Source organism: Pseudomonas sp. JH-2, from assembly GCF_036231725.1.
Taxonomy (GTDB): Bacteria; Pseudomonadota; Gammaproteobacteria; order Pseudomonadales; family Pseudomonadaceae; genus Pseudomonas; species Pseudomonas delhiensis.
Window position 1 is genome coordinate 1 of sequence record NZ_JAZAQP010000039.1, and the last position, 26,518, is coordinate 26,518.

Consider the following 26,518-nt stretch of genomic DNA (forward strand, 5'->3'; position numbering starts at 1 on the left):
CGCTCCTACGAAGAGCAACTAGGCGCAGGCCGCGAGACAGTTGCTCCTACGGTTCCAGGAAGCACGTTCGTAGGAGCGGACTTTGTCCGCGATAACCGGATTCCCCGATGAACCCCTGCCAGGAACGCGCGCCCTCACGCTTTCGAGGGACTGGCCGGCGGCTCCCGCCACGGTTATCGTCGAACCTCCCGAAGCCGGAAGCAGCACACGGATGAAAACCCGCGACCGCATCCTCGAATGCGCCCTGCTGTTGTTCAACGAACAGGGCGAACCCAACGTCTCCACCCTGGAGATCGCCACCGAGCTGGGCATCAGCCCCGGCAACCTGTACTACCACTTCCACGGCAAGGAGCCGCTGGTGCTGGCCCTGTTCGCCCGCTTCGAGGAGGAACTGCAGCCGCTGCTCGACCCACCCGCCGACGCACGCCTGGGGGCCGAGGACTACTGGCTGTTCCTGCACCTGATCGTCGAGCGCCTGGCGCACTACCGCTTCCTCTTCCAGGACCTGTCCAACCTGGCCGGGCGCCTGCCCAAGCTGGCCCGCGGCATGCGCAGCTGGCTCAACGCGCTCAAGCGCACCCTGGCCGCCCTGCTGGCCCGGCTCAAGGCCGGCGGCGAGCTGACCAGCGACACCGACGCCCTCGGCCAACTGGTGGAGCAGATCACCCTGACCCTGCTGTTCTCCCTGGACTACCAGCGCATCCTCGGCCGCGAAGGCGAGATACGCCTGGTGGTCTACCAGGTGATGATGCTGGTGGCGCCGCACCTGCGCGGCGATTCGCGGCTCGCCGCCGAGCGCCTGGCGCAGCGCTACCTGAACGCCTGAAATGAAGACGCCCGGCACGAGGCCGGGCGTCGGGTACCACGGGTAACGCGTCAGGCCTGGGTCGGCGGCGTGGCCGGAGCCGCTACCGGAGCAGCCGGAGCTGCCGCAGCCGGCGCCGGAGTGGCCGCCGGAGCCGAAGCCGCGGCCGGCGTGGCCGGTGCTGCCGGCTTGGCCACCTTCGGCGCGGCGGGCTTCTTCGCCGCCGGCTTCTTCACCGCAGCAGGCTTGGCAGCGGCCGGCTTGGCAGCGGGTTTCGCAGCAGCCGGTTTCGCCGCAGGCTTGGCGGCAGCCGGTTTCGCCGCGGCCTTCGCAGCAGCAGGCTTGGCGGCCGGCTTGGCTGCAGGCTTCGCCGCTGCCTTGGCCGCGGCCGGTTTGGCCGCCGGCTTCGCAGCCGGTTTCGCAGCAGCCTTGGCAGCAGGCTTGGCCGCCGCGGTCTTGGCGGCCGGCTTGGCTGCGGGCTTCGCTGCAGCCTTGGCCGCAGGTTTCGCAGCGGCCTTGGCGGCGGGCTTGGCCACCGACTTGACGCTGACGCCGGTGAGTTTCTCGATCTGCCTGGTCAGGGTCTCGACCTTCGCATGCAGGTCCTTCACCTCGTTGCGGCTCGGCACGCCCAGGCGCGAGATGGCGCTGTTCAGGCGCTTGTCGAACGCCTCTTCCAGCTCACCCCACTTGCCCAGGGCGCGGTCCTTCACCTCGTCGACCTTGGAACGCGCCGAACGGGCGGTGGACTTCACCGCGCCGACGGACTTGTCGACCTCGGTCCGGGCCTGCTTCTCGGCCTTTTCGCCATCCTTGACCAGGGTCTCGAACAGCTTGCTGCCGTCCTTGCTGACCTTCGAGTAGGCCCCCAGACCAGCCAACCAGATTTGCCGCGAGTACTTCTCGATCTCGCCGACCCACCCGGACTCTTTTTTATCGGTAGTTTTCTTGCCAGCCATCCCGCTCTCCTCAATGAGTTTTCGCGACACGCTCGAGCACCGCGCTCAGCTCGTCAAGCTTAGCAGAGAGCGCCTCGACATCCTGCCGCGACGGAATGCCCATGCGGTTCAGCGCGGAGGCCACGCGGCTGTCGAAAGCCTTCTCGACCTTGTCCAGCTGCACCTCGAACTTGTCCTTCACCAGCGACACGCTGCTCTTGACGCTGTCGTTGGCCGACTCGACCTGCTCGGTCACCATCTGGCGGCCCTTGGTTTCCAGGCCTTCGCCTTCCTTCACCAGCGACTTGAAGTACCCGGTGCCTTCGGCGCCGACGCGCGCATAGGCGCCCAGGCCGGCCAGCCAGATCTGGCGGGCGTAGTGCTTGACGTCGGTGATCAGGGACGACTCGCTGACGGCTTTCTCGACTTTCTTCTTGCTGGCGACCTTGGCCATGATGGTTTCCTCACACTGTTCTCGGGGGTCCGTAGAGGCCCGCAGCGTTGCGAGCTTGAGTGCAAGGTATCGGGGAAAATTAGAAAACACATACCAGCCGGCAGACCTGCCGAACCGCTTTTCGTAGGAGCGAGCTTGCTCGCGAACCCTTAGGTGCCCATTTCAAACCCGTCATCCCCGCGAACGCGGGGAACCAGAGGCTCTGGGCTCCCGCGTTCGCGGGAGTGACGTCTGCGATTTTCGGCGCGGGCGAGGGTTCGCGAGCAAGCTCGCTCCTACAAAGTGCGGGTGCGGCCCGGTCAGGCCAACGCCTTGTCCAGCGCGCGTTCGATCTCGCCCTTGAGCATCCCGCCCATGGCCGACAGCAGCAGGCCCAGCTTGACCTCCACCGCCACGCGGTCGTCGCCCACCTCGATGCGTCCGTCCACGCCGCTGCGCCTGAAGGTCAGCGTGTCGCCCTGCCACTCGTAGCTCACGCCGTGCTCGCGGGCCAGCTTCTCGGCCAGCTTCTGGGCCTTCTCGCGGGCGGCTTCGCGGCCGAGGGAATGGGGGCGTTCGACGTGGATGCGGGACATGGGTGGCTCCGGTATGACAGACCGGTGGATGATACGCCGCACGACGTTTCGCCGCACCCCGCGCCACGGGGCGGCGTTTTCCCCACATCCTGTTAGAATGGCCGCCACTGACTTCCAGGGTAGAAACGCCATGAGCGAGCCGCGCAAACCCGCCGGGGACCAGGGCCCCGCCGACCCCACCACGCACTTCGGCTACAAGACCGTGCGCGAGAGCGAGAAGGCCGAGAAGGTCGCCGAGGTGTTCCACTCGGTCGCCGCCAAGTACGACCTGATGAACGACCTGATGTCCGGCGGCGTCCACCGGCTGTGGAAGCGCTTCACCATCGAGCTGTCCGGCGTGCGCAGCGGCAACCGCGTGCTCGACATCGCCGGCGGCACGGGCGACCTGACCCGCCAGTTCTCGCGCCTGGTCGGCCCCACCGGCGAGGTGGTGCTGGCGGACATCAACGCCTCCATGCTCAAGGTCGGCCGCGACAAGCTGCTGGACAGCGGCGTGGCCGGCAACGTCAGGTTCGTCCAGGCCGACGCCGAGAAGCTGCCCTTCCCGGACAACCACTTCGACTGCGTGAGCATCGCCTTCGGCCTGCGCAACGTCACCCACAAGGACGCCGCCATCCGCTCCATGCTGCGGGTGCTCAAGCCGGGCGGGCGCCTGCTGGTGCTGGAGTTCTCCAAGCCCACCAGCAGCCTGCTGTCCAAGGCCTACGACGCCTACTCCTTCACCCTGCTGCCGCTGATGGGCAAGCTGGTCACCAACGACGCCGACAGCTACCGCTACCTGGCCGAGTCGATCCGCATGCACCCGGACCAGGAAACCCTGAAGTCGATGATGGTCGAGGCCGGCTTCGACCGCGTCACCTACCACAACATGACCGGCGGCGTGGTCGCCCTGCACCGCGGCATCAAGCCCTGAGATGGCGCTCCTGACCCAGGCGCTGCTGGCCAGCGCCGAAGCCGGCGTGAACCGCGTGCTGCGCCTGGACGGCGTGGCCCTGCAGCGCCTCGCCCGGCTGGCCGGGCGGGTCCTGGAAGTCGACTGCCAGGCCCCCGTGCTGCGCCTGTTCATCCTGCCCGACGCCGACGGCCTGCACCTGGCCGCGCACCACGAGGCCGCGGTGGATTGCACCCTGCGCGCCCCGGCCGGGCGCCTGCTGCAGCTGGCCCTGGCCGCCGACAAGACCAGCGTGCTGCACAGCCCGGAAGTGGAGATGGGCGGCGACAGCGCCCTGCTGCTGGAGCTGGCCGACATCCTGCAAAGCCTGGAGCTGGACTGGGAATACGAAGTGCAGCGCTGGCTCGGCCCGCTGCCCGCGCAACTGCTCGGCAGCCGCCTGCGCGGCGGCGCGCGCTGGGCCGGCGACAGCCTGGAAAGCCTGCGCCTGAGCCTGGCCGACTACCTCGCCGAGGAAAGCCGCACCCTGGTCGGGCGCAACGAGGCCGAAGCCCGCTTCGCCGAACTCGACCAGCTGAAGATCGCCCTCGACCGCCTCGACGCGCGCCTGGCGCGCCTGTCCAAGAAGCCGAAACCCGACGCATGAAGCTGCTCGCCTTCCGCCGCCTGCTGCGCATCCAGAGCGTGGTGATCCGCTACCGCCTCGACGACCTCATCCTCGAACTGCCGATGCTGCCCTGGTACCTGCGCCTGCTCGGCGGCCTGCTGCCCTGGCGCTGGCTGCCGCGGCGCAAGCTGGAGCTGTCCCGCGGCGAGCGCATCCGCCTGGCCCTGGAGGGCCTGGGGCCGATCTTCATCAAGTTCGGGCAGATCCTCTCGACCCGCCGCGACCTGCTGCCCGACGACATCGCCAACGAGCTGGCGCGCCTGCAGGACAAGGTTCCGCCGTTCCCGCCGGAAGCCTCGGTGGCGCTGATCGAGGAACAGTTGGGGGCCAGGGTCGAGCAGGTCTTCGCCCGCTTCGAGCGCGAACCGCTGGCCTCGGCCTCGGTGGCCCAGGTGCACGCCGCGCAGCTCAAGAGCGGCGAGGAAGTGGTGGTCAAGGTGATCCGCCCGGGCCTGAAGCCGGTGATCCGCGCCGACATCGCCTGGCTGTTCATCCTCGCCCGCCTGGCCGAGCGCATGTCCAGCGACGCCCGCCGCCTGCACCCGGTGGAGGTGGTCAGCGACTACGAGAAGACCATCTACGACGAACTCGACCTGCTGCGCGAGGCCTCCAACTCCAGCCAGCTGCGGCGCAACTTCGACGGCTCGCCGCTGCTCTACGTGCCCCAGGTGTACTGGGACTGGTGCCGGCCCAAGGTGCTGGTGATGGAGCGCATCTACGGCATCCCGGTCACCGACCTGGACACCCTGCGCGACCAGCGCACCGACTTCAAGGCCCTGGCCGAGCGCGGCGTGGAGATCTTCTTCACCCAGGTGTTCCGCGACAGCTTCTTCCACGCCGACATGCACCCGGGCAACATCTTCGTCAGCACCCGCACGCCCTGGAGCCCGCAGTACATCGCGGTGGACTGCGGCATCGTCGGCAGCCTCACCGACGAGGACCAGGACTACCTGGCGCGCAACCTGATCGCCTTCTTCAAGCGCGACTACCGCAAGGTCGCCCAGTTGCACATCGACTCCGGCTGGGTGCCGGCGGAAACCCGCGTCAACGACTTCGAGGCGGCCATCCGCACGGTGTGCGAGCCGATCTTCGAGAAGCCGCTCAAGGACATCTCCTTCGGCCAGGTGCTGCTGCGCCTGTTCCAGACCGCGCGGCGCTTCAACATGGAAGTGCAGCCGCAGCTGGTGCTGCTGCAGAAGACCCTGCTGAACATCGAGGGCCTGGGCCGCCAGCTCTACCCCGAGCTGGACCTGTGGACCACCGCCCAGCCCTTCCTCGAGCGCTGGATGCGCGAGCGCGTCAGCCCCGCCCAGCTGCTGCGCAACGCCCAGCAGCACATCGAACAGTTGCCGCACCTGGCGCAGATGACCCGCGACACCCTGGAGCGCCTGGCGCAGCCGCAGGAGCCGCAACCGGCCGGCGCGCAGCCCCTGGCCGGCGCCTGGGTGCCGCGGCTTATCGGCGCAGTGCTGGTGGCCGGCGCCACCCAGATCGGCCTGGCCACCCACAGTATCGAGGCCTGGCCGGCCTGGGCCATGCTGGCCGGTGGTCTGTATCTGATCCTGCGCCGATAGCCAGTCGTCGCCACTGCTGGCACACTTGGGAATCACCGAAACTGCCGCGGGGCGCGAGAACGCCCGCTGTACGGAAGCGAAGATGAAAGACTGGCTGGACGAAATTCACTGGAACGCCGACGGCCTGGTGCCGGCGATCGCCCAGGACCACAAGACGGGCCGCGTGCTGATGATGGCCTGGATGAACCGCGAATCCCTGGCCCTGACCGCCGCCGAGGGCCGCGCCATCTACTGGTCGCGCTCGCGCGGCAAGCTCTGGCGCAAGGGCGAGGAATCCGGCCACGTGCAGAAGCTGCACGAGCTGCGCCTGGACTGCGACGCCGACGTCGTCATCCTGATGGTCGAGCAGGTCGGCGGCATCGCCTGCCACACCGGCCGCGAAAGCTGCTTCTACCGGGTCTACCAGGACGGCGGCTGGAAGGTCGTCGACCCGGTGCTCAAGGACCCGCACGCCATCTACGACAAGCCGGGGCACAGCCATGAGTGACAACACCCTCGCGCGCCTGGCCGAGGTGCTGGAGGGGCGCAAGAATGCAGCCCCCGAAAGCTCCTACGTGGCCAGCCTGTACCACAAGGGACTGAACAAGATCCTGGAAAAGGTCGGCGAAGAATCGGTGGAAACCATCCTCGCCGCCAAGGACGCCGCGCAGAGCGGCGACTGCACGGACCTGATCTACGAAACCGCCGACCTCTGGTTCCATTCCCTGGTCATGCTCGCCGCCCTCGGCCAGCATCCCCAGGCGGTGCTGGACGAGCTGGAGCGCCGTTTCGGCCTCTCCGGCCACGACGAGAAAGCTGCGCGCCAGCCGTCGGCCTGAACCCGATTACTTCGAGGAGAACAAGATGGGCATCTTTGACTGGAAACACTGGGTCGTCATCCTGATCGTGGTGGTGCTGGTATTCGGCACCAAGCGCCTGAAGACCCTGGGCTCGGACGTCGGCGAGGCGGTCAAGGGCTTCCGCAAGGCGATGAACACCGAAGAGGAAGACAAGCCCCAGCAGCCGCCGGCCAACCCGCCGCTGAACCAGCCCCACACCATCGACGCCCAGGCGCAGAAGGTCGAAGAGCCGCAGCGCAAGGACTGATGGGATAGAACGCCATGTTCGGAATCAGCTTCAGCGAACTGCTGCTGGTGGGCCTGGTCGCCCTGCTGGTGCTCGGCCCCGAGCGCCTGCCCGGTGCCGCGCGCACCGCGGGCCTGTGGATAGGCCGGCTGAAACGCAGCTTCAACGCGATCAAGCAGGAAGTGGAGCGTGAACTGGGTGCCGACGAAATCCGCCGGCAGCTGCACAACGAGCACATCCTGCAGATGGAGCGTGAAGCGCAGAAGCTGATGGCGCCGCTCACCGGCCAGCAGCCGCCGGCCGAAACCGCTGCGCAGGCCGAGCCCACGGCAGCGCCGGCGCCGCCCACCATCGCGCCGAACAGCCGCCTGGCCAACATGCCCGGCGTCGGCATCCCGGCCGCGCCCGAGGCGCCCGCCGCCGACGCCGCGCCAGCCGCTCCCGAGGCCCCGGCCGCGCCTGCCGCCGCCCAGACGCCTCCTCCGTCCGAGACGCCGCGTACCCCATGAGCGACGAAAAACCCGAACAACCCGAAAACGACCAGGAAATGCCCCTGGTCTCGCACCTGACCGAGCTGCGCACGCGCCTGCTGCGCTGCGTGGTGGCGATCTTCGTGATCTTCATCGGCCTGCTGTACTTCTCGCAGAAGATCTACGCCCTGGCCTCCGCGCCGCTGCGCCGCTTCCTCCCGGAAGGCGCGACCATGATCGCCATCGACCCGGCCTCGGCGTTCCTCGCGCCGCTGAAGCTGACCATGATCGTCGCCGTGCTGCTGGCCATGCCGGTGATCCTGGCGCAGATCTGGGGCTTCATCGCCCCCGGCCTGTACAAGCACGAGAAGCGCGTGGCCCTGCCGCTGCTGGCCTCCAGCGTGGTGCTGTTCTACACCGGCATGGCCTTCGCCTACTTCCTGGTGTTCCCGTTGATGTTCCACTTCTTCCTCGGCCAGGCCCCGGAAGGGGTGACGCCGATGACCGACATCAACAGCTACCTGGACTTCCTCACCCTGCTGTTCGCCTTCGGCGTGGCCTTCGAGATCCCCGTGGCCACGGTGCTGCTGGTGTGGATCGGGGTGGTCGACGTGGCCTACCTGAAGAAGATCCGCCCCTACGTCATCATCGGCTGCTTCGTGGTCGGCATGATCCTCACCCCGCCGGACCCGATGTCGCAGACCCTGCTCGCCGTGCCCATGTGGATGCTGTTCGAGGCCGGGGTGCTGTTCAGCCGGCTGATCCGCAAGCGCAACCGCGACGAGGATGCGCAGCCCGAAGAGAAAGGCGACCAGCCGCCGGCAACGCGCCCGTGAACCTGCTGCTGCTGGACGACGCCGACTTCGTCGCGGCGGACCGCGTGTTGCTGCGCGACCGCCGCCTCACCCACCTGCATGAAGTGCACCGCGCCGAGAGCGGCGACAGCCTGCGCGTCGGCCGCCTGGGCGGGCTGATGGGCGAAGGCCGCCTGCTGAACCTTTCGCGCGACGAGGCCGAGCTGCAGGTGAGCTTCACCCAGGCGCCGCCGGCCAAGCTGCCGCTGACCCTGCTGCTGGCCCTGCCGCGGCCGAAGATGCTGCGCCGCGTGCTGCAGACCGTGGCCGCCATGGGCGTGCCGCGCCTGGTGCTGCTGAACAGCTACCGGGTGGAGAAGAGCTTCTGGCAGACGCCCTTCCTGGAGCCGGCGGCCATCCGCGAGCAGCTCGTCCTCGGCCTGGAGCAGGCCCGCGACACCGTGCTGCCCGAGGTGATCATCGAGAAGCGCTTCAAACCCTTCGTCGAGGACCGCCTGCCGGCCCTGGCCGCCGGCAGCCTGGGCCTGGTCGGCCATCCCGGGCCCTGGCCGGCCTGCCCGCGCGCGGTCGAGCAGGCCGTGACCCTGGCCATCGGCCCCGAGGGCGGCTGGATTCCCTACGAGGTCGAGAAACTGCGCGAGGCCGGCCTGGCCCCGGTGCAGCTCGGCGAGCGCATCCTGCGCGTGGAAACCGCGGTCACCGCCCTGCTGGCCCGGCTGTTCTGACCTGAAGGCCCGCGACAGCCCCAACGGGGATCGTCGGTCAGAAATTTACTAAAGAAATTTCAGATTCGTGTCGCCCCGCCGATATGTCAGGCATTGGTCGATCGGCAGCCGCACCACGCGGCGGCCGCTGCCCCACAGTCCCCTGGAGCGCCGCGTTCATGTCCCGCTGGTTCAGCAATCTCACGGTCAACTGGAAACTCACCATCGGCTTCGGCCTGGTGCTGCTGCTCACCCTGCTCATCGCCCTGACCGGGGCGCTCAACCTGAACAGCCTGATCTCCCGCGGCGACAAGCTGGGCGAGATCTCCAACCTGCTGGGCCTGACCAAGGACCTGCGCACCGCGCGCCTGAAGTACCAGGCCAGCCGCGCGGCGGATGATGCCAAGCTGGTGGAACAGAGCATCGACCAACTGGACCGCCAGCAGCAGCGCGTCGGCCAGTTGCTCGACGACGCCGTCGACCTGGAGAAGGTCGAACAGCAACGCCAGCTCACCAAGCAGTACCGCACCCTGTTCAAGAGCCTGCAGAAGTCCTTCGACAGCCGCGACAGCGCGCGCAAGACGCTGATCCGCAAGGCCTCGGTGGTCACCCAGGGGCTGGAGCTGGTGGAGCAGCACCTGGTGGAGACCGGCAGCGTCGAGTCCCTCAAGGCCCTCGCCGACGTCTCCGAGCTGGGCCGCCAGGTGATGGACGCCCGCTTCCAGGTGCTGAGCTACACCGCCAACGAGGACCCCAGCCTCGAACAGGGTGCGATCAGCGCCCTGGAGCAGGTCACCGCCACCGTGGAACAGCGCGCCCAGGCCGCCGTGCCCGAGCAGCAGGCCAACTACCAGGCCGTGGTGAACGCCCTGCACGACTACCGCAAGGCGCTGGACCGCTACCGCAACGAAGTCAACGGCAGCCAGCAGGCGCGCAACCAGATGCGCGACAGCGGCCTGCTGATCGAGAAACTCAGCGTCGAGCTGAGCGACGACCAGACCGCCAAACGCGATGAGGACGCCAGCCACGCCAAGCAGTTACTGGCCCTGGCCTCGCTCATCGTCCTGGTGCTGGGCGTGCTGGCGGCCTGGCTGATCACCCGGCAGATCGTCCTGCCGCTGCGCCAGTCGCTGGCCGCTGCCGCGCGCATCGCCGACGGCGACCTCAGCCAGGAGCTGCGCGTCGAGCGCCGCGACGAGCTGGGCCAGCTGCAGGCCAGCATGCAGCGCATGAGCCAGTCGCTGCGCGAGCTGATCGGCCGCATCCACGACGGCGTCACCCAGATCGCCAGCGCCGCCGAACAGCTCTCGGCGGTCACCGAGCAGACCAGCGCCGGGGTGAACAACCAGAAGAGCGAGACCGACCAGGTGGCCACGGCGATGACCGAGATGGCCACCACCGTGCTGGAAGTGGCGCGCAATGCCGAGGAAGCCTCGGAGGCCGCCAGCGCCGCGGACCGCGAGGCCGGCGCCGGCGCCCAGGCGGTCAGCGAGGCGGTCGGGCAGATGGACCGCCTGGCCGGCGAGGTCGGCCGTTCCAACGAGGCGGTGCAGCAGCTCAAGCGCGAGAGCGAGAAGATCGGCAGCGTGCTCGACGTGATCAAGGCGGTGGCCGAGCAGACCAACCTGCTGGCGCTCAACGCCGCCATCGAGGCGGCCCGCGCCGGCGACGCCGGGCGCGGCTTCGCCGTGGTGGCCGACGAGGTGCGCGCCCTGGCCCGGCGCACCCAGCAGTCCACCGAGGAGATCGAGGAACTGATCGCCGGCCTGCACAGCGGCACCCAGCAGGCCGTGCAGCGCATGGAAAGCAGCCGCGCGCTCACCGACAACACCCTGGACCTGGCGCGCCGCGCCGGCGAGCGGCTGGAGGCGATCACCCGCACCGTCTCCGGCATCCAGTCGATGAACCAGCAGATCGCCGCCGCCGCCGAGCAACAGAGCGCGGTGGCCGAGGAGATCAACCGCAGCGTGCTCAGCGTGCGCGACATCTCCGAGCAGACCGCCGCCGCCAGCGAGGAGACCGCCGCCTCCAGCGTCGAGCTGGCGCGCCTGGGCAACGAGCTGCAGGGCCTGGTCGGCCGCTTCCGTCTCTGAGCCCTCCCCCTCCGGCCCGCCGTCCTGGCGGGCCCTTGCCCGCGTACGAAAAATTACACATCAGGCACTGAAGTTTCAGGCAACGTCGCCGATAAGCTGTGACGCACACAGATGCGTCCCGAAAAAGTCCCTCGCCTGCACGACAAGAAGAACGGCAAAACAGCCTGCATTTCCGGCTTCGGGCCCGTCCCGCGGCCTCGTCTGCCTGGAGTATTCGACATGTACGATTGGCTGGTCCTTCAGCTCGGCCGCATGAACGTCAGCCTCAAGCTCACCGTGGGCTTCGGCATCTGCCTGCTGCTGACCCTGCTGGTGCTGCTCGGTGGCATCGAGGGCCTGAACGAACAGGGCGCCCACAGCGAACGCCTGACCCACATCGGCCAGCTCGACGGCGGCGCCCGCCAGGCGGAACTGGCGCGCCTGCGCTACCAACTGGACGGCAGCGCGGAACAGGCCCAGCGCCTGCGCACGGTACTGGGCGAGCTGCAGGCCGGCAGCGAGCGCCTGGCCCGCGACGGCTTCGCCGGGCCCCGCCTCGACGACCTGCGCCAGGCCCTCGCCGCCTATGCCCAGGCCGCCGACGACCTGCTGCGCGCCGAGCCGCAGCAGCGCGGGCAGGCCAACTCCGCCCTCGACAGCCGTGCCGAAGCCCTGTTCCGCGCCAGCGGCGCCCTGTTCGACGAGGGCCTGCGCCAACGCGACGCCGCGGCCGGACAGGCGCAATGGCGCCAGGCGCTGACCGCCCTGTTCGCGCTGTTCTTCGGCGCCCTCTCGGTGTGGGCGATCAACCGCCAGATCGTCCGCCCGCTGCACGAATCCCTCGAACTGGCCGAGCACATCGCCCAGGGCGACCTGTCCCGCGACCTGGTCGGCGACCTGCACCTGCAGCGCCGCGACGAGCTGGGCCAGCTGCAGCGCACCATGCTGCGCATGCGCGACAGCCTGGGCGAGCTGATCGGCCATATCGGCGGCAGCGTCGGCCAACTGGCCAGCGCCGCCGACCAGCTGTCGGCAGTCACCGAACAGACCCGCGCCGGCGTCGACAGCCAGCGCCTGGAAACCGAGCAGGTGGCCAGCGCCATCGAGGAAATGGCCGCCACCGTGCAGGAGGTCGCGCGCAACGCCGAGCAGGCCTCCGGCGCCGCCCGCCAGGCCGATGCCCAGGCCCGCGACGGCGAGCAGGTGGTCGGCCAGGCCATCGCCCGCATCGACCAGCTGGCCGCCGAGGTGGAGCGCTCCACCCAGGCCATGGCGCGCCTGCGCGGCGACAGCGGGAAGATCGGCAGCGTGCTCGACGTGATCAAGTCGGTGGCCGAGCAGACCAACCTGCTGGCCCTCAACGCCGCCATCGAGGCGGCCCGCGCCGGCGAGGCCGGGCGTGGCTTCGCCGTGGTCGCCGACGAGGTGCGCGCCCTGGCCCAGCGCACCCAGCAGTCCACCGCCGAGATCGAGGCGCTGATCGCCGCCCTGCAGCGCGGCGCCGAGGACGCCGCGCAGTGCATGGACGACAGCCGCCAGCTCACCGGCGACTCCGTCGAGCTGACGCGCCGCGCCGGCGACGCGCTGTCGGCCATCGCCCGCAGCGTGGCGCAGATCCAGGACATGAACCTGCAGATCGCCTCCGCCGCCGAACAGCAGAGCAGCGTCGCCGCCGAGATCAGCCGCAGCGTCGGCCAGGTCCGCGACATCGCCGAGCAGTCGGCCGCCGCCAGCCAGCAGACCGCCACCTCCAGCAACGAGCTGGCGCGCCTGGGCGGCGACCTGCAGGGCCAGGTCGGGCGCTTCCGCCTGTAACAGGATTGCAGCGGACAAGCAGGCGGCGCATGGGATAGGCTGGGGGCTCTCGCCCAACCGGAGAGCGACCATGCGCCCGCTGACCATCGACCTCGACGAACTCGCCGTCGCCCTCGACACCAGCGACATCGAGCACTACCTGGACCTGGGCAGCGGCCAGGTGGTGCCGCTGCTGACCGACGCTCCCGACCCGGACCTGCTGCTCCTGCTGGAGCAGGACCCGGAGCGCCTGCTGCCGATCGAGCCGCTGAGCAGCCGCGAATCCCTGGAACTGATGCGCGACTTCCTCCGCGAGGTCGGCGAACCCCACGCCTACGCCGCCATGGCCTCGGCCCTGGAAGGGCGCAAGCCGTTCAAGGCCTTCCGCCACGTGCTCATGGGCTACCCGGACCTGCTCCAGGCCTGGTACGACTACCAGGCCGAGCGCCTGCGCGAATGCGCCCTGGACTGGCTCGCCGACCACGACATCCGCCCGGCGGGCCAAGGCGCAACGCTGTAGGGCGCATAACGCCTACGGCGTTATCCGCCGTTTGGCCGTGATCCCCGGCGGCTCCGGGGTTGACCTTGGCATTGGCTGTGGCGCCGGTGTATCGGCGGATAACCGCGAACGGTTATTCGCCCTACGTTGCGGATGGGTCCGGCGTAGGGCGCATAACGCCTACGGCGTTATCCGCCGCTTGGCCGTGATCCCCGGCGGCTCCGGGGTTGACCTTGGCATTGGCTGTGGCGCCGGTGTATCGGCGGATAACCGCGAACGGTTATTCGCCCTACGTTGCGGATGGGTCCGGCGTAGGGCGCATAACGCCTACGGCGTTATCCGCCGCTTGGCCGTGATCCCCGGCGGCTCCGGGGTTGACCTTGGCATTGGCTGTGGCGCCGGTGTATCGGCGGATAACCGCGAACGGTTATTCGCCCTACGCCATTCCCCTGCCCGCGCCTACAAAAACGAAAACGCCGCCCCGAGGGGCGGCGTTTTCGTTTGGCCGTGGCCTCAGCCCTTGGGCTGCGGCTTCGACTGTTGCTGCGCGGTGCTTTCCTGCCAGCCGCCGCCGAGCGCCTTGTACAGGTTCACCTCGCTGGTGAGCTGGTTCAGGCGGTCGGTGATCAGCTGCTGCTGGGCGCTGAACAGTGAACGCTGGGCGTCGAGCAGGGTCAGGTAGTTGTCCACGCCGGTGCGGTAGCGCTTCTCGGCCAGGCTGTAGTAATCCTCGCTGGCCTTGACCAAGGCGCGCTGGGCCGTCAGCTGGTCACCGTAGGTACCCCGTGCGGCCAGGCCGTCGGCGACTTCCGAGAAGGCGGTCTGGATGGCCTTCTCGTACTGCGCGACGTAGATGTTCTTCTGCACCTTGGCCAGGTCCAGGCTGGCCTTCAGGCTGCCGGCGTTGAAGATCGGCAGGCTGATGGACGGCTTGAACAGCCAGGTGCCGGAACCCGCGTCGAACAGGCCGGACAGGTCCGGGCTCAGGCTGCCGGCGTTGGCGGTCAGGCTGATGCTCGGGAAGAACGCGGCGCGCGCCGCGCCTATGTTGGCGTTGGCCGCCTTGAGCTGGTGCTCGGCCTCGAGCACGTCCGGGCGCCGCTGCAGCAGGTCCGAGGGCAGCCCGGCCGGCACCTGGGCCAGCACCTGCTGCTCCAGGTCCATGCCCTGCGGCAGGTCGGCCGGCACGCCGCTGCCCAGCAGCAGGGTCAGGGCGTTCTGGTCCTGGGCCACCAGGCGGGTGTACTGCGCCAGGGTCGCCCGCGCGCTTTCCACCGAGGTCTGCGCCTGGCGCAGGTCCAGGGCCGAGGCCACGCCGACCTCGTTGCTGCGCTTGGTCAGGTCGTAGGTCTTCTGGTAGGTGGCCAGGGTGTCGCGGGTCAGCTGCAGCTGGGCCTGGTCGGCGCGCAGCGTCAGGTAGGCGTTGGCGACGTTGGCCACCAGCGCGGTCTGGGTGCTGCGGCGCGCTTCCTCGGTGGCCAGGTACTGCTCCAGGGCCTGGTCGCGCAGGCTGCGCAGGCGGCCGAAGAGGTCGACTTCCCAGGCGGTGACGCCCAGGGTGGCACCGTACTGGCTGCTGATCATGTCGTTGCCGGTGGTCGACACCCGCTCCGGCAGGCGCTGGCGCGAGCCGCTCACGTCAGCGCTCACCGCCGGGAACAGCTCGGCGCGCTGGATGCGGTACTGCGCCTGGTAGGCCTCGACGTTCAGCGCGGCGACGCGCAGGTCGCGGTTGTTGTCCAGGGCCACTTCGACCAGGCGACGCAGCTGCGGGTCGCTGAAGAAGCTCTGCCAGTCGAGGTCGGCGGCAACGCTCGCGCCGCCGCCCTGGGCGCCGGCATAGGCCGGGCCCTGGGGGTAGGCCTGGGCTACCGGTGCCTCGGGGCGCTGGTAGTCCGGGATCAGCGAGCAGCCGGACAGCGCGGCTGCCGCCAGGGCCAGGGTGAGTAAGGACTTTCTCATATCAATGCCCCTTCTCGGTGGTCGCCTGTTGCTTGGACGCCTTGTCCTTGAACAGGGTACTGACCACCACGTAGAACAACGGCACCCAGAAGATCGCCAGCACGGTCGCGGTGACCATGCCGCCGATCACCCCGGTACCGATGGCGTGCTGGCTGCCGGAGCCGGCGCCGCTGGAGATCGCCAGCGGCACCACGCCGAGGATGAACGCCAGCGAGGTCATGACGATCGGGCGCAGACGCATGCGGCAGGCCTCGATGGCCGCGTCGACGATGTGCTTGCCCTCGCGCTCGTGCAGTTCCTTGGCGAACTCCACGATGAGGATGGCGTTCTTCGCCGACAGGCCGATGGTGGTGAGCAGGCCGACCTTGAAGAACACGTCGTTGGACAGCCCGCGCATCGAGGTGGCCAGCAGCGCGCCGATGATCCCCAGGGGCACCACCAGCATCACCGAGAACGGGATCGACCAGCTCTCGTACAGCGCCGCCAGGCAGAGGAACACCACGATGGCCGAGAGCACGAACAGCGAGGTGGTCTGCGAGCCGGCCAGGCGTTCCTCGTAGGACAGGCCGGTCCAGGAGTAGCCGATGCCCTTGGGCAGTTGCTGGACGATCTCTTCCACCGCCGCCATGGCCTCGCCGGTACTGCGGCCGGGGGCCGGCTCACCGAGGATTTCCATGGCCGGCACGCCGTTGTAGCGCGCCAGCTTCGGCGAGCCGTAGGTCCACTTGCCGGTGGCGAAGGCGGTGAAGGGCACCATCTCGCCACTGGCGTTGCGTACGTACCACTTGGCCAGGTCTTCCGGGCTCATGCGCGCACCGGGCTCACCCTGGGCATACACCTTCTTCACCCGGCCACGGTCGATGAAGTCGTTGATGTACTTCGAACCCCAGGCGATGGAAATGGTGCTGTTGATGTCCGCCAGCGAAACGCCCAGCGCGCTGGCCTTCTCGTCGTCGATCAGCAGCTGGTACTGCGGCTCGTCGTTCAGGCCGTTGGGGCGCACGCGCTGCAGCACGGGGTTCTGCGAGGCGAGCTGGAGGAACTTGTTGCGCGCCTGCATCAGCGCCTCGTGGCCGACGCCGGCCTGGTCCTGCAGGTAGATGTCGAAGCCCACGGCGTTGCCCAGCTCCAGCACCGCCGGCGGGGCGAAGGCGAAGACCATCGCGTCCTTGATGCTGAAGAAGTAGTGCTGGGCGCGATCGGCCACGGCGAACACGCTGTTCTCCGAGCCCGGGCGCTCTTCCCAGGGCTTCATCATGATGAAGGCCATGCCCGAGCTCTGGCCGCGGCCGGCGAAGTTGAAGCCGGTGACGGTGAACACCGAGTTGACCGCCTGGCCTTCCTTGTCCAGCAGGTACTCGCGCATGTGGTCGACCACCTTCTGCGTACGCTCGGCGGAGGAGCCCGGCGGCGTCTGCACCTGGGCGAAGAGCACGCCCTGGTCCTCGTCGGGGAGGAAGGCGGTGGGGATGCGGGTGAACAGCCAGGCCATGCCGATGACGATCACCACGTACAGCAGCAGGTACGGCGAGCGGTGCTTGAGGATCGAGGTGACGCCGCGCTCGTAGCCGTGGGTGGTGTCGATGAACTTGCGGTTGAACCAGCCGAAGAAGCCGCGCTTGTGCTCGCCATGGTCGCCCTTCTGGATGGGCTTGAGCATGGTGGCGCACAGCGCCGGGGTGAGGATCAGCGCCACCAGCACCGACAGGGCCATGGCCGAGACGATGGTGATGGAGAACTGCCGGTAGATCACCCCGGTGGAGCCGCCGAAGAAGGCCATCGGCAGGAACACCGCGGAGAGCACCATGGCGATGCCCACCAGCGCGCCCTGGATCTGCCCCATGGACTTGCGCGCCGCCTCCTTGGGCGGCAGGCCTTCCTCGGCCATCACCCGTTCGACGTTCTCCACCACCACGATGGCGTCGTCCACCAGCAGGCCGATGGCCAATACCATGCCGAACATGGTCAGGGTGTTGATCGAGAAGCCGAACGCCGCCAGCACGCCGAAGGTACCCAGCAGCACCACCGGCACGGCGATGGTCGGGATCAGGGTGGCGCGGAAGTTCTGCAGGAACAGGTACATCACCAGGAACACGAGGAGGATCGCCTCGCCCAGGGTCTTGACCACTTCATGGATGGAAGCGGAGACCACCGGGGTGGTGTCGTACGGGTAGACCACCTTCATGCCCTCGGGCATGAAGTCCTGCAAACGGCCGATGGTGGCGCGGATCGCCTTGGCGGTGTCCAGCGCGTTGGCGCCGGTGGCCAGCTTGATGGCGATGCCCGAGGCCGGCTTGCCGTTGAACTGCGCGTTGATGCTGTAGTCCTGGCCGCCGAGAGCCACCCGGGCGACGTCCTTCAGGCGCACCTGGGAGCCGTCGGTGTTGACCTTGAGCAGGATGTCGCCGAACTGCTCGGCGGTCTGCAGGCGGGTCTTGCCGATGATGGTCGCGTTGAGCTGCTGTCCCGGCAAGGCGGGCAGGCCGCCCAGCTGGCCGGAGGAGATCTGCACGTTCTGCGCCTGCACCGCGGTGACGATGTCGTTGGGCGTCAGCTGGTAGCTGTTGAGCTTGGCCGGGTCCAGCCAGATGCGCATGGCGTACTGCGAACCGAACACCTGGAAGTCGCCCACGCCCGCGGTCCGCGACAGCGGGTCCTGGATGTTGGAGACGATGTAGTTCGACAGGTCTTCCTTGGTCATGCTGCCGTCTTCGGAGACGATGCCGACGACCATCAGGAAGTTCTTCACCGCCTTGGTCACGCGGATGCCCTGCTGCTGCACTTCCTGCGGCAGCAGCGGCGTGGCCAGCTGCAGCTTGTTCTGCACCTGGACCTGGGCGATGTCCGGGCTGGTGCCCTGATCGAAGGTCACGGTGATGGTCATGCTGCCGTCGGAGTTGCTCTCCGAGGAGATGTAGCGCAGATGGTCGAGACCGTTCATCTGCTGCTCGATCACCTGGACCACCGTGTCCTGCACGGTTTCCGCGGAGGCACCCGGGTAGCTCACCTGGATGGCGATCGCCGGCGGGGCGATGGCCGGGTACTGGTTCACCGGCAGCGAGAGGATCGACAACCCGCCCGCCAGCATGATCACCAGGGCTATAACCCAGGCGAAGATAGGCCGGTCAATGAAAAACTTCGACATTGCGAAACCCCTTGGTTAACCCTGGCTGTCCGAGGCGGCGGGCGTGCCGGCCTCAGGCGCGGGGGCGACGTTCTTCGCCGGCACGGCCTTGGCCTGGGCGCCGGGCTGGACGTACTGCAGGCCCTCGGTGATCAGGCGGTCGCCGGGCTTGAGGCCCTCGGTGACCAGCCAGTAGGCGCCCACGGTGCGGTCGGTCTTGATGTTGCGCAGCTCGACCTTGTCGTCGGCGCCCAGCACCAGGGCGGTGGGCTGGCCGCGCAGGTCGCGGGTGACGCCCTGCTGGGGCGCGAGGATGGCCTTGTCCTTCACCCCTTCCTGCAGCACGGCATGCACGAACATGCCCGGCAGCAGCTCATGCCCGGGGTTGGGGAACACGGCGCGGACGGTCACCGAACCGGTGCCCTGGTCCACCGAGACCTCGGAGAACTCCAGCTTGCCTTCCTGCGGGTAGGCCGAACCGTCCTCGAGGAACAGCTTGACCTTGGCGGCATTGTCGCCGGCCTTCTGCAGGTTGCCGGCGGCCAGCTCGCGGCGCAGGCGCAGCAGCGAGGTGGACGGCTGGGTGACGTCGACGTAGATGGGATCGAGCTGCTGCACGGTGGCCATGGCGGTGGCCTGGCCGTTGGTCACCAGCGCGCCCTCGGTCACCGCCGAGCGGCCGATGCGCCCGGAGATGGGCGACAGCACCTTGGTGTAGCGCAGGTTGATCTGCGCCTGGTCCACCGCGGCCTTGGCCTGCAGCGCGGCGGCCTGGGCATCGGCGTACTGCTGCTTGCTCACCGCCTCGTCGGCCACCAGCAGCTTGTAGCGCTCGGCCTGCTGCTGGGTGGACATCAGGTTGGCCTTGGCGCTCTGGTAGGTGGCTTCGTAGGTGGCCGGGTCGATCTGGTACAGCTGCTGGCCTTCCTTGACGTCGCTGCCTTCCTTGAAAAGGCGCTTGAGAATGATGCCGTTGACCTGCGGGCGTACCTCGGCCACGCGGAACGCCGTGGTGCGACCGGGCAGCTCGGTGCTCAGCGGCACCGTCTGGGCCTGCAGGGTCACCACCCCGACCTCCGGGATCTGCGCCTGCTGCGGGGCCTCGTTCTTGCCGCAGGCGGCAAGGGTCGCCATGGCGACGAGCAGGGCGCAGACCAGGGCGCGCTTGGCTGGCGTTCGTTGCATATCGTTGTCCTCGTAAGCGAAAGCATCCGGCACCACGGCAGGCAGCCGGGCCGGAAAGGCTGGCAAAATACTTACATTCAGGTTTGTTTGTAAACGTCCGAAAGCCCTGTCAGAAAAGCACTGAAACGTTTTAGCCGATGGCTGATAGTTTCCTGCTGTCTCCGGTCAGGCGTGAGCGGCTTGTTATAAAGTTGATAGCGTCAACTAAAATAAGGAAAATGAATCGGCCGATCAATCGGCTTTACATTCCGTTTACCCCGTCCAGGCCATGACCCGCCCCGTGAATCCCGACCTGCCACAGAACCTGATGGCGCTCTTCGAGCATCTGCGCACCCAGCTGCAGATGGGCCTGCACGCCCAGGGTATCGACCTGGCGCCGCCGGACATCCGCCTGCTGGAGCTGATCGGCGAGGCCGAGGGCCTCAACCTGCAGGACGTCGGCCGGCAGATGTGCCGCGACAAGGCGCTGATCACCCGCAAGGTCCGCGAGATGGAGAGCCGCGGCCTGGTGCGGCGCGAGCGCAACCCGGGGGACCAGCGCAGCTTCCAGCTGTTCCTCACCGAGGCCGGCAAGGTCGTTCACGCACAGGCCCAGGCCATTCTGGCACGCACCCATGACAGCCTCTTTGCACCACTGGACGCCGACGAGCAACGCTGCATGGCGCAGCTGCTGCAACGCTGCCTGGACGCCCAGCAGGAGCTGCCCCGCTAACGAAAACGCCGGCTTGCGCCGGCGTTTCGCTGCAACTGCGTCTTATTGACGCACACCCTCCACCGACAGCGTCAGCTCGACTTCCTGGGAAGCCGGGCCGAGGTCGCGCTGGATGTTGAAGTCCTTCAGCTTCAGGGTGGTGGTGCCGAGGAAGCCGGCGCGGTAGCCGCCCCACGGATCATCGCCCTGGCCGATCAGTTCGGCCTTGATGGTGACCGGCTTGGTCACGCCGTTGAGGGTCAGGTTGCCGCTGATCTCGGCGTTCTTGCCGTCGGCCTTCACACCGGTGGACTCGAAGGTCGCGGTGGGGTTCTTCGAGACGTTCAGGAAGTCGCCGCTGCGCAGGTGCTTGTCACGCTCGGCGTGGTTGGTGTTCACGCTGTTGGTGTTGATGGTCACCTTGACCTTGTCGGCGGCCGGGTTCTTCTCGTCGAAGGTGAAGGCGCCGTCGAAGTCGTCGAAGCGGCCGTACAGCCAGCTGTAGCCCAGGTGCTGGATGCGGAACTCGATGAAGGCGTGCTGGCCTTCCTTGTCGATCTTGTAGTCGGCGGCCATGGCCTGGCCGGCGCTGAACAGGGCGGTACCCAGGGCCAGGGCGGCGAAAGTCTTCTTCAGCATGGTGATCTCCGTATGGTGAGAGGTGGGGTCAATCCGTGGAACGACCGAGCATGCGGGTAAGGGTCGCATCGCGGTCGAGGAAATGGTGCTTGAGCGCCGCCAGGGCGTGCAGCACGGCGAGGACCACCAGGGCCCAGGCCAGGTACAGGTGGATGGCGCCGGCGGTGTCGGCCTGCTCGGGCAGCCCGCTGAGGGTCGCCGGCACGTCGAACCAGCCGAACACGCTGATGGGTTTGCCCTCGGCGGTGGAAATCAGGTAGCCGGCGACTATCACCGCGACCAGCAGCCCGTACAGGGCCAGGTGGCCGAGCTTGCTGGCCTTGCGCGTCAGCGCGCCATGGTTGGCCGGGGCCGGCGGCGGCGGGCTGAGGAAGCGCCAGGCGATGCGCACGATCAGGGCGATGGCCAGCAGGATGCCGATGCTCTTGTGGATTTCCGGGGCGCGGTGGTACCAGGTGTCGTAGTAGTCCAGTTCGCGCATCCACAGGCCCAGGCCGAACAGGCCGAAGACCACCAGGGCGCTGCCCCAGTGCAGGAAGAGACTGACCAGACCGTAACGGGAGGGCGAATTACGCCATTGCATCGAGAGGTTTCCTGATAAAGCCGGAGCGTCAAGACTAGCGGCAAAACGATCGGATAAAAGTGGAAATTACTGCTTTGAAACATCGATTCACAAGATAGATTCGCTGGCTAATGACCATTCCAGAGCCTCCAGGGGCGTTTTACGGGATAACACCCAGGGTACGGGAATTATTCGATGCAAAAGAAAAGGGGCGCCCGCGGGCGCCCCTTTCCACGGCCGGAGCCGCGGCTCAGAACATGTCGGTGAACCAGGAGAAGGCGCCCTTCTTCTTGCCCTCGCCCGCGGCCGGTGCCGCCGGCACTTCGCTGGCCTTGGCCGGCGCGGGGATGCTGATGGTCTTGCCGTCGGCCAGGTCGCGCAGCTGCGCGGCGGCGCGCTTGCCGCTGCGCAGGGCGCCCTCGATGGTGCCCGGGTAGAGCGCGTCGGTGTGCTCGCCGGCGAAGGCGACGCGCGGCAGCGGCTGCTCCCAGGCGCGCCAGAAGCGGCTGATCTGCCCCGGGCCGTAGGCCAGGTAGGAGCCGCCGGTGCTGACGTCGGTGCTGTAGCGGCGCATTTCATAGCCGGAATAGGCGCCGCGCATCTTCGGGTAGTACTTGTTCATGCGGATCAGCACCTGGTCGACCATCTGCCGGTCGCCGAAGGCCTGCAGCACGCGGGCATTGTCGCCGGAGAGGTTGATCAGCACGTTGGCGCCGCCCTTGAGCGCGGGCTCCACCCAGATCATGCCCAGGCCCTGGTCGCTGTAGATCTCGCCGGACAGGCGCGACTTGTCGTCCCACACCGGGCGCTTGAACTTCAGCAGGATCTGGTCGCGCCAGCCGTAGTTGGTGTTCTTCAGCGCCTCCTGCTGCTTGGCGCTCAGGCCCGGGGTCAGCTGGATCTGGCCGAGGGCGCGCAGCGGCACGGCGAGCACCGCGTAGTCGGCCTTGTAGCCGGTGGCGCCGGCCTTGACGGTGACGCCGTCCTTGTCCTGCACGATGGCGCTGACGCGGGCGTTGGTCTTGATGGTCTTCAACTGCTTGACGAAGGCCTCGGCCAGCACCTGGCTGCCGCCGGGCAGGCGCGCGGCGCGCAGGTCGCGGTCGTCGACGTTGCGGTACACCCGGCCCTGCTGGGCGAGGTACAGCAGCGACAGGCGCGAGGGCTCGTCATAGTGCGAGCGGATGCGCTGGTTGACCAGCAGGCGCGCGGTCGGCGACAGGTTCAGCTTGTCCAGCCAGCGGGCGACGTTGAGCTGGTCGAGGGCGAACAGAGTCTTGTTGGCCAGCGGGTCCAGCGGGTCGTCGATGGACGCCGCGAGGTCGTTCAGCGACTTCTCGAAGCGCTCGAGGTCAGCGGCCACGGCGGGCATCTTCTGCTTCAGGTCGGTGGAGCTATAGTAGACGCCGTCGATCAGGTAGCTGGGGGTGCGCACGAACTCCGGCGCCGGCACCGCCTTGAGCTTGAGGGTGTCCAGGTAGCCGTTGAGGGTCGGCTGGGCCTTGGCGTTGCCCAGCCATTCGCTGGTGGCCAGGCCCGAGCGCCCGCCAATCTGCGGCTTGGCCTCCAGCAGGGTGACCTGCCAGCCCGACTGCTGCAGTTCATAGGCGGTGCTGAGGCCCGCCAGCCCGCCGCCGACCACGATCGCGGTCGGTTGCCTGTCCTTGCCCAACGCGAACGCGCTGAACGCCGCCAGCGCCAGCAGCGAAGCCGCGCGCAGCCATCGAATCTTCATCGTGCATCCCCCAACATGGTGCGAAGGCGCGCAGCATACGCCAGCGCCCAGTGGCCGGCCAGATGCCATCCCCTGCCGTGTGTCGCGGCGCGCGCCTTGTCCGTCCATGTCCCATTGCATAGGCTTGCCCGACGACTTCAAGAGGAGACCTGCCATGGGCCTGAACGCCGAGTGGATGCAGCGCGACCTGGAGGTGCTCTGGCACCCCTGCACCCAGATGAAAGACCACGAGCGCCTGCCGGTCATCCCGATCCGCCGCGGCCAGGGCGTGTGGCTGGAAGACTTCGAGGGCAAGCGCTACCTGGATGCGGTCAGCTCCTGGTGGGTGAATGTCTTCGGCCACGCCAACCCACGCATCAACCAGCGCATCAAGGACCAGGTGGACCAGCTGGAGCACGTGATCCTCGCCGGCTTCACCCACCAACCGGTGGTCGAGCTGTCCGAGCGCCTGGTGCGCCTCACCCCCGAAGGCCTGTCGCGGGTGTTCTACGCCGACAACGGCTCCTCGGGCATAGAGGTGGCGCTGAAGATGAGCTACCACTACTGGCAGAACTGCGGCCAGCCGGCGAAGCAGCGCTTCGTCACCCTGACCAACAGCTACCACGGGGAAACCGTGGCGGCGATGTCGGTGGGCGACGTGGCGCTGTTCACCGAGACCTACAAGTCGCTGCTGCTGGACACCCTCAAGGTGCCCAGCCCGGACTGCTACCTGCGCGCCGAGGGCGAAAGCTGGGAGGCTCATTCGCGGGCCATGTTCGAACACATGGAACGCACCCTGGAACAGCACCATGCGGAAGTCGCCGCGGTCATCGTCGAGCCGCTGATCCAGGGCGCCGGCGGCATGCGCATGTACCACCCGGTGTACCTGAAGCTGCTGCGCGAGGCTTGCGACCGCTACGGCGTGCACCTGATCCACGACGAGATCGCCGTCGGCTTCGGCCGCACCGGCACGATGTTCGCCTGCGAGCAGGCCGGCATCGCCCCGGACTTCCTGGTGCTGTCCAAGGCCCTGACCGGCGGCTACCTGCCGATGGCCGCGGTGCTCACCACCGACAAGGTCTACCAGGCCTTCTACGACGACTACGCCACCCTGCGCGCCTTCCTCCACTCGCACACCTACACCGGCAACCCGCTGGCCTGCACCGCAGCCCTGGCGACCCTGGACATCTTCGAGCAGGACAACGTCATCGAGGCCAACAAGGCCCTGGCCGCGCGCATGGCCTCGGCCACCGCGCACCTGGCCGACCACCCCCACGTGGCCGAGGTCCGCCAGACCGGCATGGCCCTGGCCATCGAGATGGTCCAGGACAAGGCCAGCCGCGCGCCCTACCCCTGGCAGGAACGCCGCGGCCTGAAGGTCTACCAGCACGCCCTGGAGCGCGGCGCCATGCTGCGCCCGCTGGGCAACGTGGTGTACTTCCTGCCGCCCTACGTGATCACCCCGGAGGAAATCGACTTTCTCGCCGAAGTGGCCAGCGAAGGCATCGACATTGCCTGCAAGGGCTCGGTGAGCGTGGCGGTCAGCCAGCGTTTCCCGGACCATCGCGATCCGGGTTGAGGGCTGGTCGCCAGCCGCGAGCAGCAAGCCACAAGCTGCAAGCAAGGGCAAAAGCTTCGACCCCGCAGCGGGAAGCTTTATGCTTGCAGCTTTCCACTTGCCGCTTGCAGCTGCCCCTATGCGCCTTTCCCGCTTCTTCATCGACGCCCCCCTCTCCCTCGGCCAGCATGAGCTGCCCGAGACCCAGGCCCACTACATCGGCCGTGTACTGCGGCATGCCGCCGGCGACGCCGTGCAACTGTTCGATGGCTCCGGCCAGGAGTTCCTCGGCGAGCTGGTGGAGGTGGGCAAGAAGAACGTGCGCGTGGAGCTGCGCGAAAGCTTCGCCGGCCTGGCCGAGTCGCCGCTGCGGCTGCACCTGGGCCAGGGCCTGTCGCGCGGCGAGCGCATGGACTGGGCGATCCAGAAGGCCACCGAGCTGGGCGCCGCGCGCATCACCCCGATCGTCAGCGAACGCTGCGAGGTACGCCTGAAGGACGAGCGCGCCGACAAGCGCACCGCCCACTGGCGCCAGATCGCCATCAGCGCCTGCGAACAGTGCGGCCGCTCGGTGCTGCCGCAGATAGACACGCCCGTCGGCCTCGCCGAGTGGCTGCAAGCCGCCAAGGCCGACCTCAAGCTGGTGCTGCACCCGGTGGCCGAGCCCCTGGCCAGCCACGCCCGCCCGGGCAGCCTGGCCTTCCTCATCGGCCCGGAAGGCGGCCTCAGCGACGCCGAGGTGGAACAGGCCAAGACCGCCGGCTTCCACGCCGCGCGCCTGGGCCCACGGGTGCTGCGCACCGAGACCGCGCCGGTGGTGGCGCTGAGCGTGGCGCAGCAGCTGTGGGGCGATTTCTGAGGCCTCGCCGGGCAACCACCGGTACATTCCTGAAACCTTATCCGCCGTTGCGAACCGTGTAGGAGCGGGCCCTGCCCGCGATTCGCGCGCAGGGCGCGCTCCTACAGGGGAATGGCGCGGGTGGAGCGGCGGAGCGGATCTCATCCGCGAATCGCGCCGGAACGCCCGGCTATCGAGGAAACGGGGGAATGCCATGCCTCACGGCGACCTGTAGGAGCGGACTCCGTCCGCGATTCGCGCGCAGGGCGCGCGCCTGCACGCCTCAGAGCCCCCTCAGCGCCAGGCCGGCCAGGCCGAGCAGCAGCACGCCGCAGCCGGCGTAGCTGACGCGGTGCCAGAACAGCGAGGTGTTGCGCCGCAGCCAGTCCACCAGGCCGGCGCAGAGGAAGCACCAGATCAGCGACGAGAGCATGAAGCCGGCGAAGAACACCAGCGACTGCGACTGGCTCGGGGCGCCTTCGACGATGCCGGCCAGGGCGCTGCCCAGCGCGCCCCAGTAGACCACGTTCTTCGGGTTGGACAGCGAGATGGCCGCCCCGGAGGCGAAGGCGTTGCCGGCGCTGGTGGCCGCCTCCAGGTCATCCAGCGGCGGGCGCCAGGCGTCGCGCAGGCCCTGGATGCCGAGCCAGGCCAGGTAGGCCGAGCAGGCCAGCGTCAGGGGCACGCGCACCTGTTCGTGGGCCAGCAGCAGGGCCAGGCCGGTCAACCCCAGCAATGCCCAGACCGCGTCGCCGATCAGCGAACCGAGCTGTACCAGCAGCGCCGGGCGGAAGCCGCCGGTCAGGCCGCGGCGCAGGGTTTCGCTGAACACCGCCCCGGGCGAGACATTGAAGGCGAAGCCGAACAGCAGGGCGGCGAGAAAGATGGCGAGCATGGGGCGGTACTCCGGAAAGCGGGAAT

26 protein-coding genes and 1 pseudogene are annotated in these 26,518 nt (G+C 68.2%); 17 read left to right on the forward strand and 10 right to left on the reverse strand.

Annotated elements, in window-relative coordinates:
- Window positions 1-211: 211 nt before the first annotated feature.
- On the forward strand, window positions 212-826 hold the full coding sequence (locus tag VV867_RS22655; protein ID WP_109934982.1) for a TetR/AcrR family transcriptional regulator: 615 nt from the start codon (window positions 212-214) through the stop codon (window positions 824-826).
- Window positions 827-876: 50 nt separating this feature from the next.
- On the opposite strand, the gene VV867_RS22660 is transcribed toward VV867_RS22655, so the two are convergent.
- From VV867_RS22660 to VV867_RS22670, 3 genes are all read right to left on the reverse strand, one after another.
- Window positions 877-1,764, reverse strand: coding sequence for a phasin family protein (locus VV867_RS22660; protein WP_328567640.1), 888 nt, complete (start codon window positions 1,762-1,764; stop codon window positions 877-879).
- A gap of 10 nt (window positions 1,765-1,774) precedes the next feature.
- Window positions 1,775-2,197, reverse strand: coding sequence for a phasin family protein (locus VV867_RS22665; protein WP_328567621.1), 423 nt, complete (start codon window positions 2,195-2,197; stop codon window positions 1,775-1,777).
- Between the two features lie 299 nt (window positions 2,198-2,496).
- The gene (locus tag VV867_RS22670; protein WP_089392884.1) at window positions 2,497-2,772 is read right to left on the reverse strand and encodes a polyhydroxyalkanoic acid system family protein; all 276 of its coding nucleotides are present in this window, start codon (window positions 2,770-2,772) and stop codon (window positions 2,497-2,499) included.
- A gap of 130 nt (window positions 2,773-2,902) precedes the next feature.
- Here VV867_RS22670 and ubiE point away from each other — a divergent pair, with 130 nt between their 5' ends.
- From ubiE to VV867_RS22730, 13 genes and pseudogenes are all read left to right on the forward strand, one after another.
- Window positions 2,903-3,685, forward strand: a complete 783-nt coding sequence (ubiE, locus tag VV867_RS22675; protein ID WP_109933643.1) for a bifunctional demethylmenaquinone methyltransferase/2-methoxy-6-polyprenyl-1,4-benzoquinol methylase UbiE — start codon at window positions 2,903-2,905, stop codon at window positions 3,683-3,685.
- A 1-nt stretch (window position 3,686) separates the two neighbouring features.
- Window positions 3,687-4,310 (forward strand): ubiquinone biosynthesis accessory factor UbiJ, encoded by a 624-nt coding sequence (locus tag VV867_RS22680; protein WP_109933642.1) that lies wholly within the window; start codon window positions 3,687-3,689, stop codon window positions 4,308-4,310.
- Window positions 4,307-5,905 carry a ubiquinone biosynthesis regulatory protein kinase UbiB gene (gene ubiB, locus VV867_RS22685; protein ID WP_109933641.1) on the forward strand — a complete coding sequence of 533 codons (1,599 nt, stop codon included), beginning with the start codon at window positions 4,307-4,309 and terminating at the stop codon, window positions 5,903-5,905. Before VV867_RS22680 ends, ubiB begins: the two co-directional genes overlap by 4 nt.
- An 82-nt stretch (window positions 5,906-5,987) precedes the next feature.
- Window positions 5,988-6,392: a phosphoribosyl-AMP cyclohydrolase gene (gene hisI, locus VV867_RS22690; protein WP_058487683.1), complete on the forward strand. Its 405-nt coding sequence runs from the start codon at window positions 5,988-5,990 to the stop codon at window positions 6,390-6,392.
- Window positions 6,385-6,723, forward strand: coding sequence for a phosphoribosyl-ATP diphosphatase (locus VV867_RS22695; RefSeq protein ID WP_009615404.1), 339 nt, complete (start codon window positions 6,385-6,387; stop codon window positions 6,721-6,723). The genes hisI and VV867_RS22695 overlap by 8 nt, the downstream gene beginning before the upstream one ends.
- A gap of 25 nt (window positions 6,724-6,748) precedes the next feature.
- Window positions 6,749-6,991, forward strand: a complete 243-nt coding sequence (locus tag VV867_RS22700) for a twin-arginine translocase TatA/TatE family subunit (protein ID WP_089392879.1) — start codon at window positions 6,749-6,751, stop codon at window positions 6,989-6,991.
- A gap of 14 nt (window positions 6,992-7,005) precedes the next feature.
- Window positions 7,006-7,479: a Sec-independent protein translocase protein TatB gene (gene tatB / locus VV867_RS22705; RefSeq protein ID WP_275627892.1), complete on the forward strand. Its 474-nt coding sequence runs from the start codon at window positions 7,006-7,008 to the stop codon at window positions 7,477-7,479.
- Window positions 7,476-8,276: a twin-arginine translocase subunit TatC gene (tatC, locus tag VV867_RS22710; RefSeq protein ID WP_089392877.1), complete on the forward strand. Its 801-nt coding sequence runs from the start codon at window positions 7,476-7,478 to the stop codon at window positions 8,274-8,276. The genes tatB and tatC overlap by 4 nt, the downstream gene beginning before the upstream one ends.
- A complete protein-coding gene (locus VV867_RS22715) occupies window positions 8,273-8,980 on the forward strand; it encodes a 16S rRNA (uracil(1498)-N(3))-methyltransferase (RefSeq protein WP_089392876.1) in 708 nt (235 codons plus the stop codon). The genes tatC and VV867_RS22715 overlap by 4 nt, the downstream gene beginning before the upstream one ends.
- Window positions 8,981-9,138: 158 nt before the next feature.
- Window positions 9,139-10,197 (forward strand): annotated as a pseudogene (locus VV867_RS31225) (methyl-accepting chemotaxis protein); the annotation flags it as partial.
- Window positions 10,189-11,052, forward strand: coding sequence for a methyl-accepting chemotaxis protein (locus tag VV867_RS31230; RefSeq protein ID WP_425262398.1), 864 nt, complete (start codon window positions 10,189-10,191; stop codon window positions 11,050-11,052). The pseudogene VV867_RS31225 and the gene VV867_RS31230, both read left to right, overlap by 9 nt.
- Window positions 11,053-11,271: 219 nt before the next feature.
- On the forward strand, window positions 11,272-12,846 hold the full coding sequence (locus VV867_RS22725; RefSeq protein WP_328567623.1) for a methyl-accepting chemotaxis protein: 1,575 nt from the start codon (window positions 11,272-11,274) through the stop codon (window positions 12,844-12,846).
- 70 nt (window positions 12,847-12,916) lie between these two features.
- Window positions 12,917-13,345 (forward strand): UPF0158 family protein, encoded by a 429-nt coding sequence (locus tag VV867_RS22730; protein WP_328567624.1) that lies wholly within the window; start codon window positions 12,917-12,919, stop codon window positions 13,343-13,345.
- 492 nt (window positions 13,346-13,837) lie between these two features.
- Here VV867_RS22730 and VV867_RS22735 read toward each other — a convergent pair whose 3' ends face one another.
- From VV867_RS22735 to mexA, 3 genes are read right to left on the reverse strand one after another with little or no spacing between them, the layout of a single operon-like run.
- Complete coding sequence (locus tag VV867_RS22735; RefSeq protein ID WP_328567625.1) at window positions 13,838-15,286, reverse strand: AdeC/AdeK/OprM family multidrug efflux complex outer membrane factor; 1,449 nt, start codon at window positions 15,284-15,286, stop codon at window positions 13,838-13,840.
- Between the two features lies 1 nt (window position 15,287).
- Window positions 15,288-18,431 (reverse strand): efflux RND transporter permease subunit, encoded by a 3,144-nt coding sequence (locus VV867_RS22740; protein WP_275627897.1) that lies wholly within the window; start codon window positions 18,429-18,431, stop codon window positions 15,288-15,290.
- 15 nt (window positions 18,432-18,446) lie between these two features.
- Window positions 18,447-19,595 carry a multidrug efflux RND transporter periplasmic adaptor subunit MexA gene (mexA, locus tag VV867_RS22745; protein WP_109933633.1) on the reverse strand — a complete coding sequence of 383 codons (1,149 nt, stop codon included), beginning with the start codon at window positions 19,593-19,595 and terminating at the stop codon, window positions 18,447-18,449.
- Window positions 19,596-19,863: 268 nt separating this feature from the next.
- Between mexA and VV867_RS22750 the strand changes: the two genes are divergently transcribed.
- Window positions 19,864-20,307: a MarR family transcriptional regulator gene (locus VV867_RS22750; protein WP_089390927.1), complete on the forward strand. Its 444-nt coding sequence runs from the start codon at window positions 19,864-19,866 to the stop codon at window positions 20,305-20,307.
- Window positions 20,308-20,349: 42 nt separating this feature from the next.
- Here VV867_RS22750 and VV867_RS22755 read toward each other — a convergent pair whose 3' ends face one another.
- The 3 genes from VV867_RS22755 to VV867_RS22765 form a co-directional block, all read right to left on the reverse strand.
- Window positions 20,350-20,925: a YceI family protein gene (locus VV867_RS22755; RefSeq protein WP_109933632.1), complete on the reverse strand. Its 576-nt coding sequence runs from the start codon at window positions 20,923-20,925 to the stop codon at window positions 20,350-20,352.
- 28 nt (window positions 20,926-20,953) lie between these two features.
- Window positions 20,954-21,508 (reverse strand): cytochrome b, encoded by a 555-nt coding sequence (locus VV867_RS22760; protein ID WP_089390929.1) that lies wholly within the window; start codon window positions 21,506-21,508, stop codon window positions 20,954-20,956.
- 229 nt (window positions 21,509-21,737) lie between these two features.
- Window positions 21,738-23,222, reverse strand: coding sequence for a flavin monoamine oxidase family protein (locus VV867_RS22765; RefSeq protein WP_328567626.1), 1,485 nt, complete (start codon window positions 23,220-23,222; stop codon window positions 21,738-21,740).
- Between the two features lie 154 nt (window positions 23,223-23,376).
- On the opposite strand from VV867_RS22765, the gene VV867_RS22770 reads away from it, so the two are divergent.
- Together VV867_RS22770 and VV867_RS22775 are read left to right on the forward strand one after the other, a co-directional pair.
- Window positions 23,377-24,780 (forward strand): adenosylmethionine--8-amino-7-oxononanoate transaminase, encoded by a 1,404-nt coding sequence (locus VV867_RS22770; RefSeq protein WP_109933630.1) that lies wholly within the window; start codon window positions 23,377-23,379, stop codon window positions 24,778-24,780.
- Window positions 24,781-24,898: 118 nt separating this feature from the next.
- The gene (locus VV867_RS22775) at window positions 24,899-25,618 is read left to right on the forward strand and encodes a 16S rRNA (uracil(1498)-N(3))-methyltransferase (RefSeq protein WP_328567627.1); all 720 of its coding nucleotides are present in this window, start codon (window positions 24,899-24,901) and stop codon (window positions 25,616-25,618) included.
- 262 nt (window positions 25,619-25,880) lie between these two features.
- Here VV867_RS22775 and VV867_RS22780 read toward each other — a convergent pair whose 3' ends face one another.
- Entirely contained in the window at window positions 25,881-26,492 is a 612-nt protein-coding gene (locus tag VV867_RS22780; protein WP_328567628.1) for a LysE family translocator, read from the reverse strand.
- Between the last annotated feature and the right edge of the window lie 26 nt (window positions 26,493-26,518).

What these genes read in the sequence shown, in the direction of transcription:
- VV867_RS22655 (WP_109934982.1), top strand. Translation starts at nt 212, where the DNA reads ATGAAAACCCGCGACCGCATCCTCGAATGCGCCCTGCTGTTGTTCAAC.
- VV867_RS22660 (WP_328567640.1), bottom strand. Translation starts at nt 1,764, where the DNA reads ATGGCTGGCAAGAAAACTACCGATAAAAAAGAGTCCGGGTGGGTCGGC.
- VV867_RS22665 (WP_328567621.1), bottom strand. Translation starts at nt 2,197, where the DNA reads ATGGCCAAGGTCGCCAGCAAGAAGAAAGTCGAGAAAGCCGTCAGCGAG.
- VV867_RS22670 (WP_089392884.1), bottom strand. Translation starts at nt 2,772, where the DNA reads ATGTCCCGCATCCACGTCGAACGCCCCCATTCCCTCGGCCGCGAAGCC.
- ubiE (WP_109933643.1), top strand. Translation starts at nt 2,903, where the DNA reads ATGAGCGAGCCGCGCAAACCCGCCGGGGACCAGGGCCCCGCCGACCCC.
- VV867_RS22680 (WP_109933642.1), top strand. Translation starts at nt 3,687, where the DNA reads ATGGCGCTCCTGACCCAGGCGCTGCTGGCCAGCGCCGAAGCCGGCGTG.
- ubiB (WP_109933641.1), top strand. Translation starts at nt 4,307, where the DNA reads ATGAAGCTGCTCGCCTTCCGCCGCCTGCTGCGCATCCAGAGCGTGGTG.
- hisI (WP_058487683.1), top strand. Translation starts at nt 5,988, where the DNA reads ATGAAAGACTGGCTGGACGAAATTCACTGGAACGCCGACGGCCTGGTG.
- VV867_RS22695 (WP_009615404.1), top strand. Translation starts at nt 6,385, where the DNA reads ATGAGTGACAACACCCTCGCGCGCCTGGCCGAGGTGCTGGAGGGGCGC.
- VV867_RS22700 (WP_089392879.1), top strand. Translation starts at nt 6,749, where the DNA reads ATGGGCATCTTTGACTGGAAACACTGGGTCGTCATCCTGATCGTGGTG.
- tatB (WP_275627892.1), top strand. Translation starts at nt 7,006, where the DNA reads ATGTTCGGAATCAGCTTCAGCGAACTGCTGCTGGTGGGCCTGGTCGCC.
- tatC (WP_089392877.1), top strand. Translation starts at nt 7,476, where the DNA reads ATGAGCGACGAAAAACCCGAACAACCCGAAAACGACCAGGAAATGCCC.
- VV867_RS31230 (WP_425262398.1), top strand. Translation starts at nt 10,189, where the DNA reads ATGAGCCAGTCGCTGCGCGAGCTGATCGGCCGCATCCACGACGGCGTC.
- VV867_RS22725 (WP_328567623.1), top strand. Translation starts at nt 11,272, where the DNA reads ATGTACGATTGGCTGGTCCTTCAGCTCGGCCGCATGAACGTCAGCCTC.
- VV867_RS22730 (WP_328567624.1), top strand. Translation starts at nt 12,917, where the DNA reads ATGCGCCCGCTGACCATCGACCTCGACGAACTCGCCGTCGCCCTCGAC.
- VV867_RS22735 (WP_328567625.1), bottom strand. Translation starts at nt 15,286, where the DNA reads ATGAGAAAGTCCTTACTCACCCTGGCCCTGGCGGCAGCCGCGCTGTCC.
- VV867_RS22740 (WP_275627897.1), bottom strand. Translation starts at nt 18,431, where the DNA reads ATGTCGAAGTTTTTCATTGACCGGCCTATCTTCGCCTGGGTTATAGCC.
- mexA (WP_109933633.1), bottom strand. Translation starts at nt 19,595, where the DNA reads ATGCAACGAACGCCAGCCAAGCGCGCCCTGGTCTGCGCCCTGCTCGTC.
- VV867_RS22750 (WP_089390927.1), top strand. Translation starts at nt 19,864, where the DNA reads ATGACCCGCCCCGTGAATCCCGACCTGCCACAGAACCTGATGGCGCTC.
- VV867_RS22755 (WP_109933632.1), bottom strand. Translation starts at nt 20,925, where the DNA reads ATGCTGAAGAAGACTTTCGCCGCCCTGGCCCTGGGTACCGCCCTGTTC.
- VV867_RS22760 (WP_089390929.1), bottom strand. Translation starts at nt 21,508, where the DNA reads ATGCAATGGCGTAATTCGCCCTCCCGTTACGGTCTGGTCAGTCTCTTC.
- VV867_RS22765 (WP_328567626.1), bottom strand. Translation starts at nt 23,222, where the DNA reads ATGAAGATTCGATGGCTGCGCGCGGCTTCGCTGCTGGCGCTGGCGGCG.
- VV867_RS22770 (WP_109933630.1), top strand. Translation starts at nt 23,377, where the DNA reads ATGGGCCTGAACGCCGAGTGGATGCAGCGCGACCTGGAGGTGCTCTGG.
- VV867_RS22775 (WP_328567627.1), top strand. Translation starts at nt 24,899, where the DNA reads ATGCGCCTTTCCCGCTTCTTCATCGACGCCCCCCTCTCCCTCGGCCAG.
- VV867_RS22780 (WP_328567628.1), bottom strand. Translation starts at nt 26,492, where the DNA reads ATGCTCGCCATCTTTCTCGCCGCCCTGCTGTTCGGCTTCGCCTTCAAT.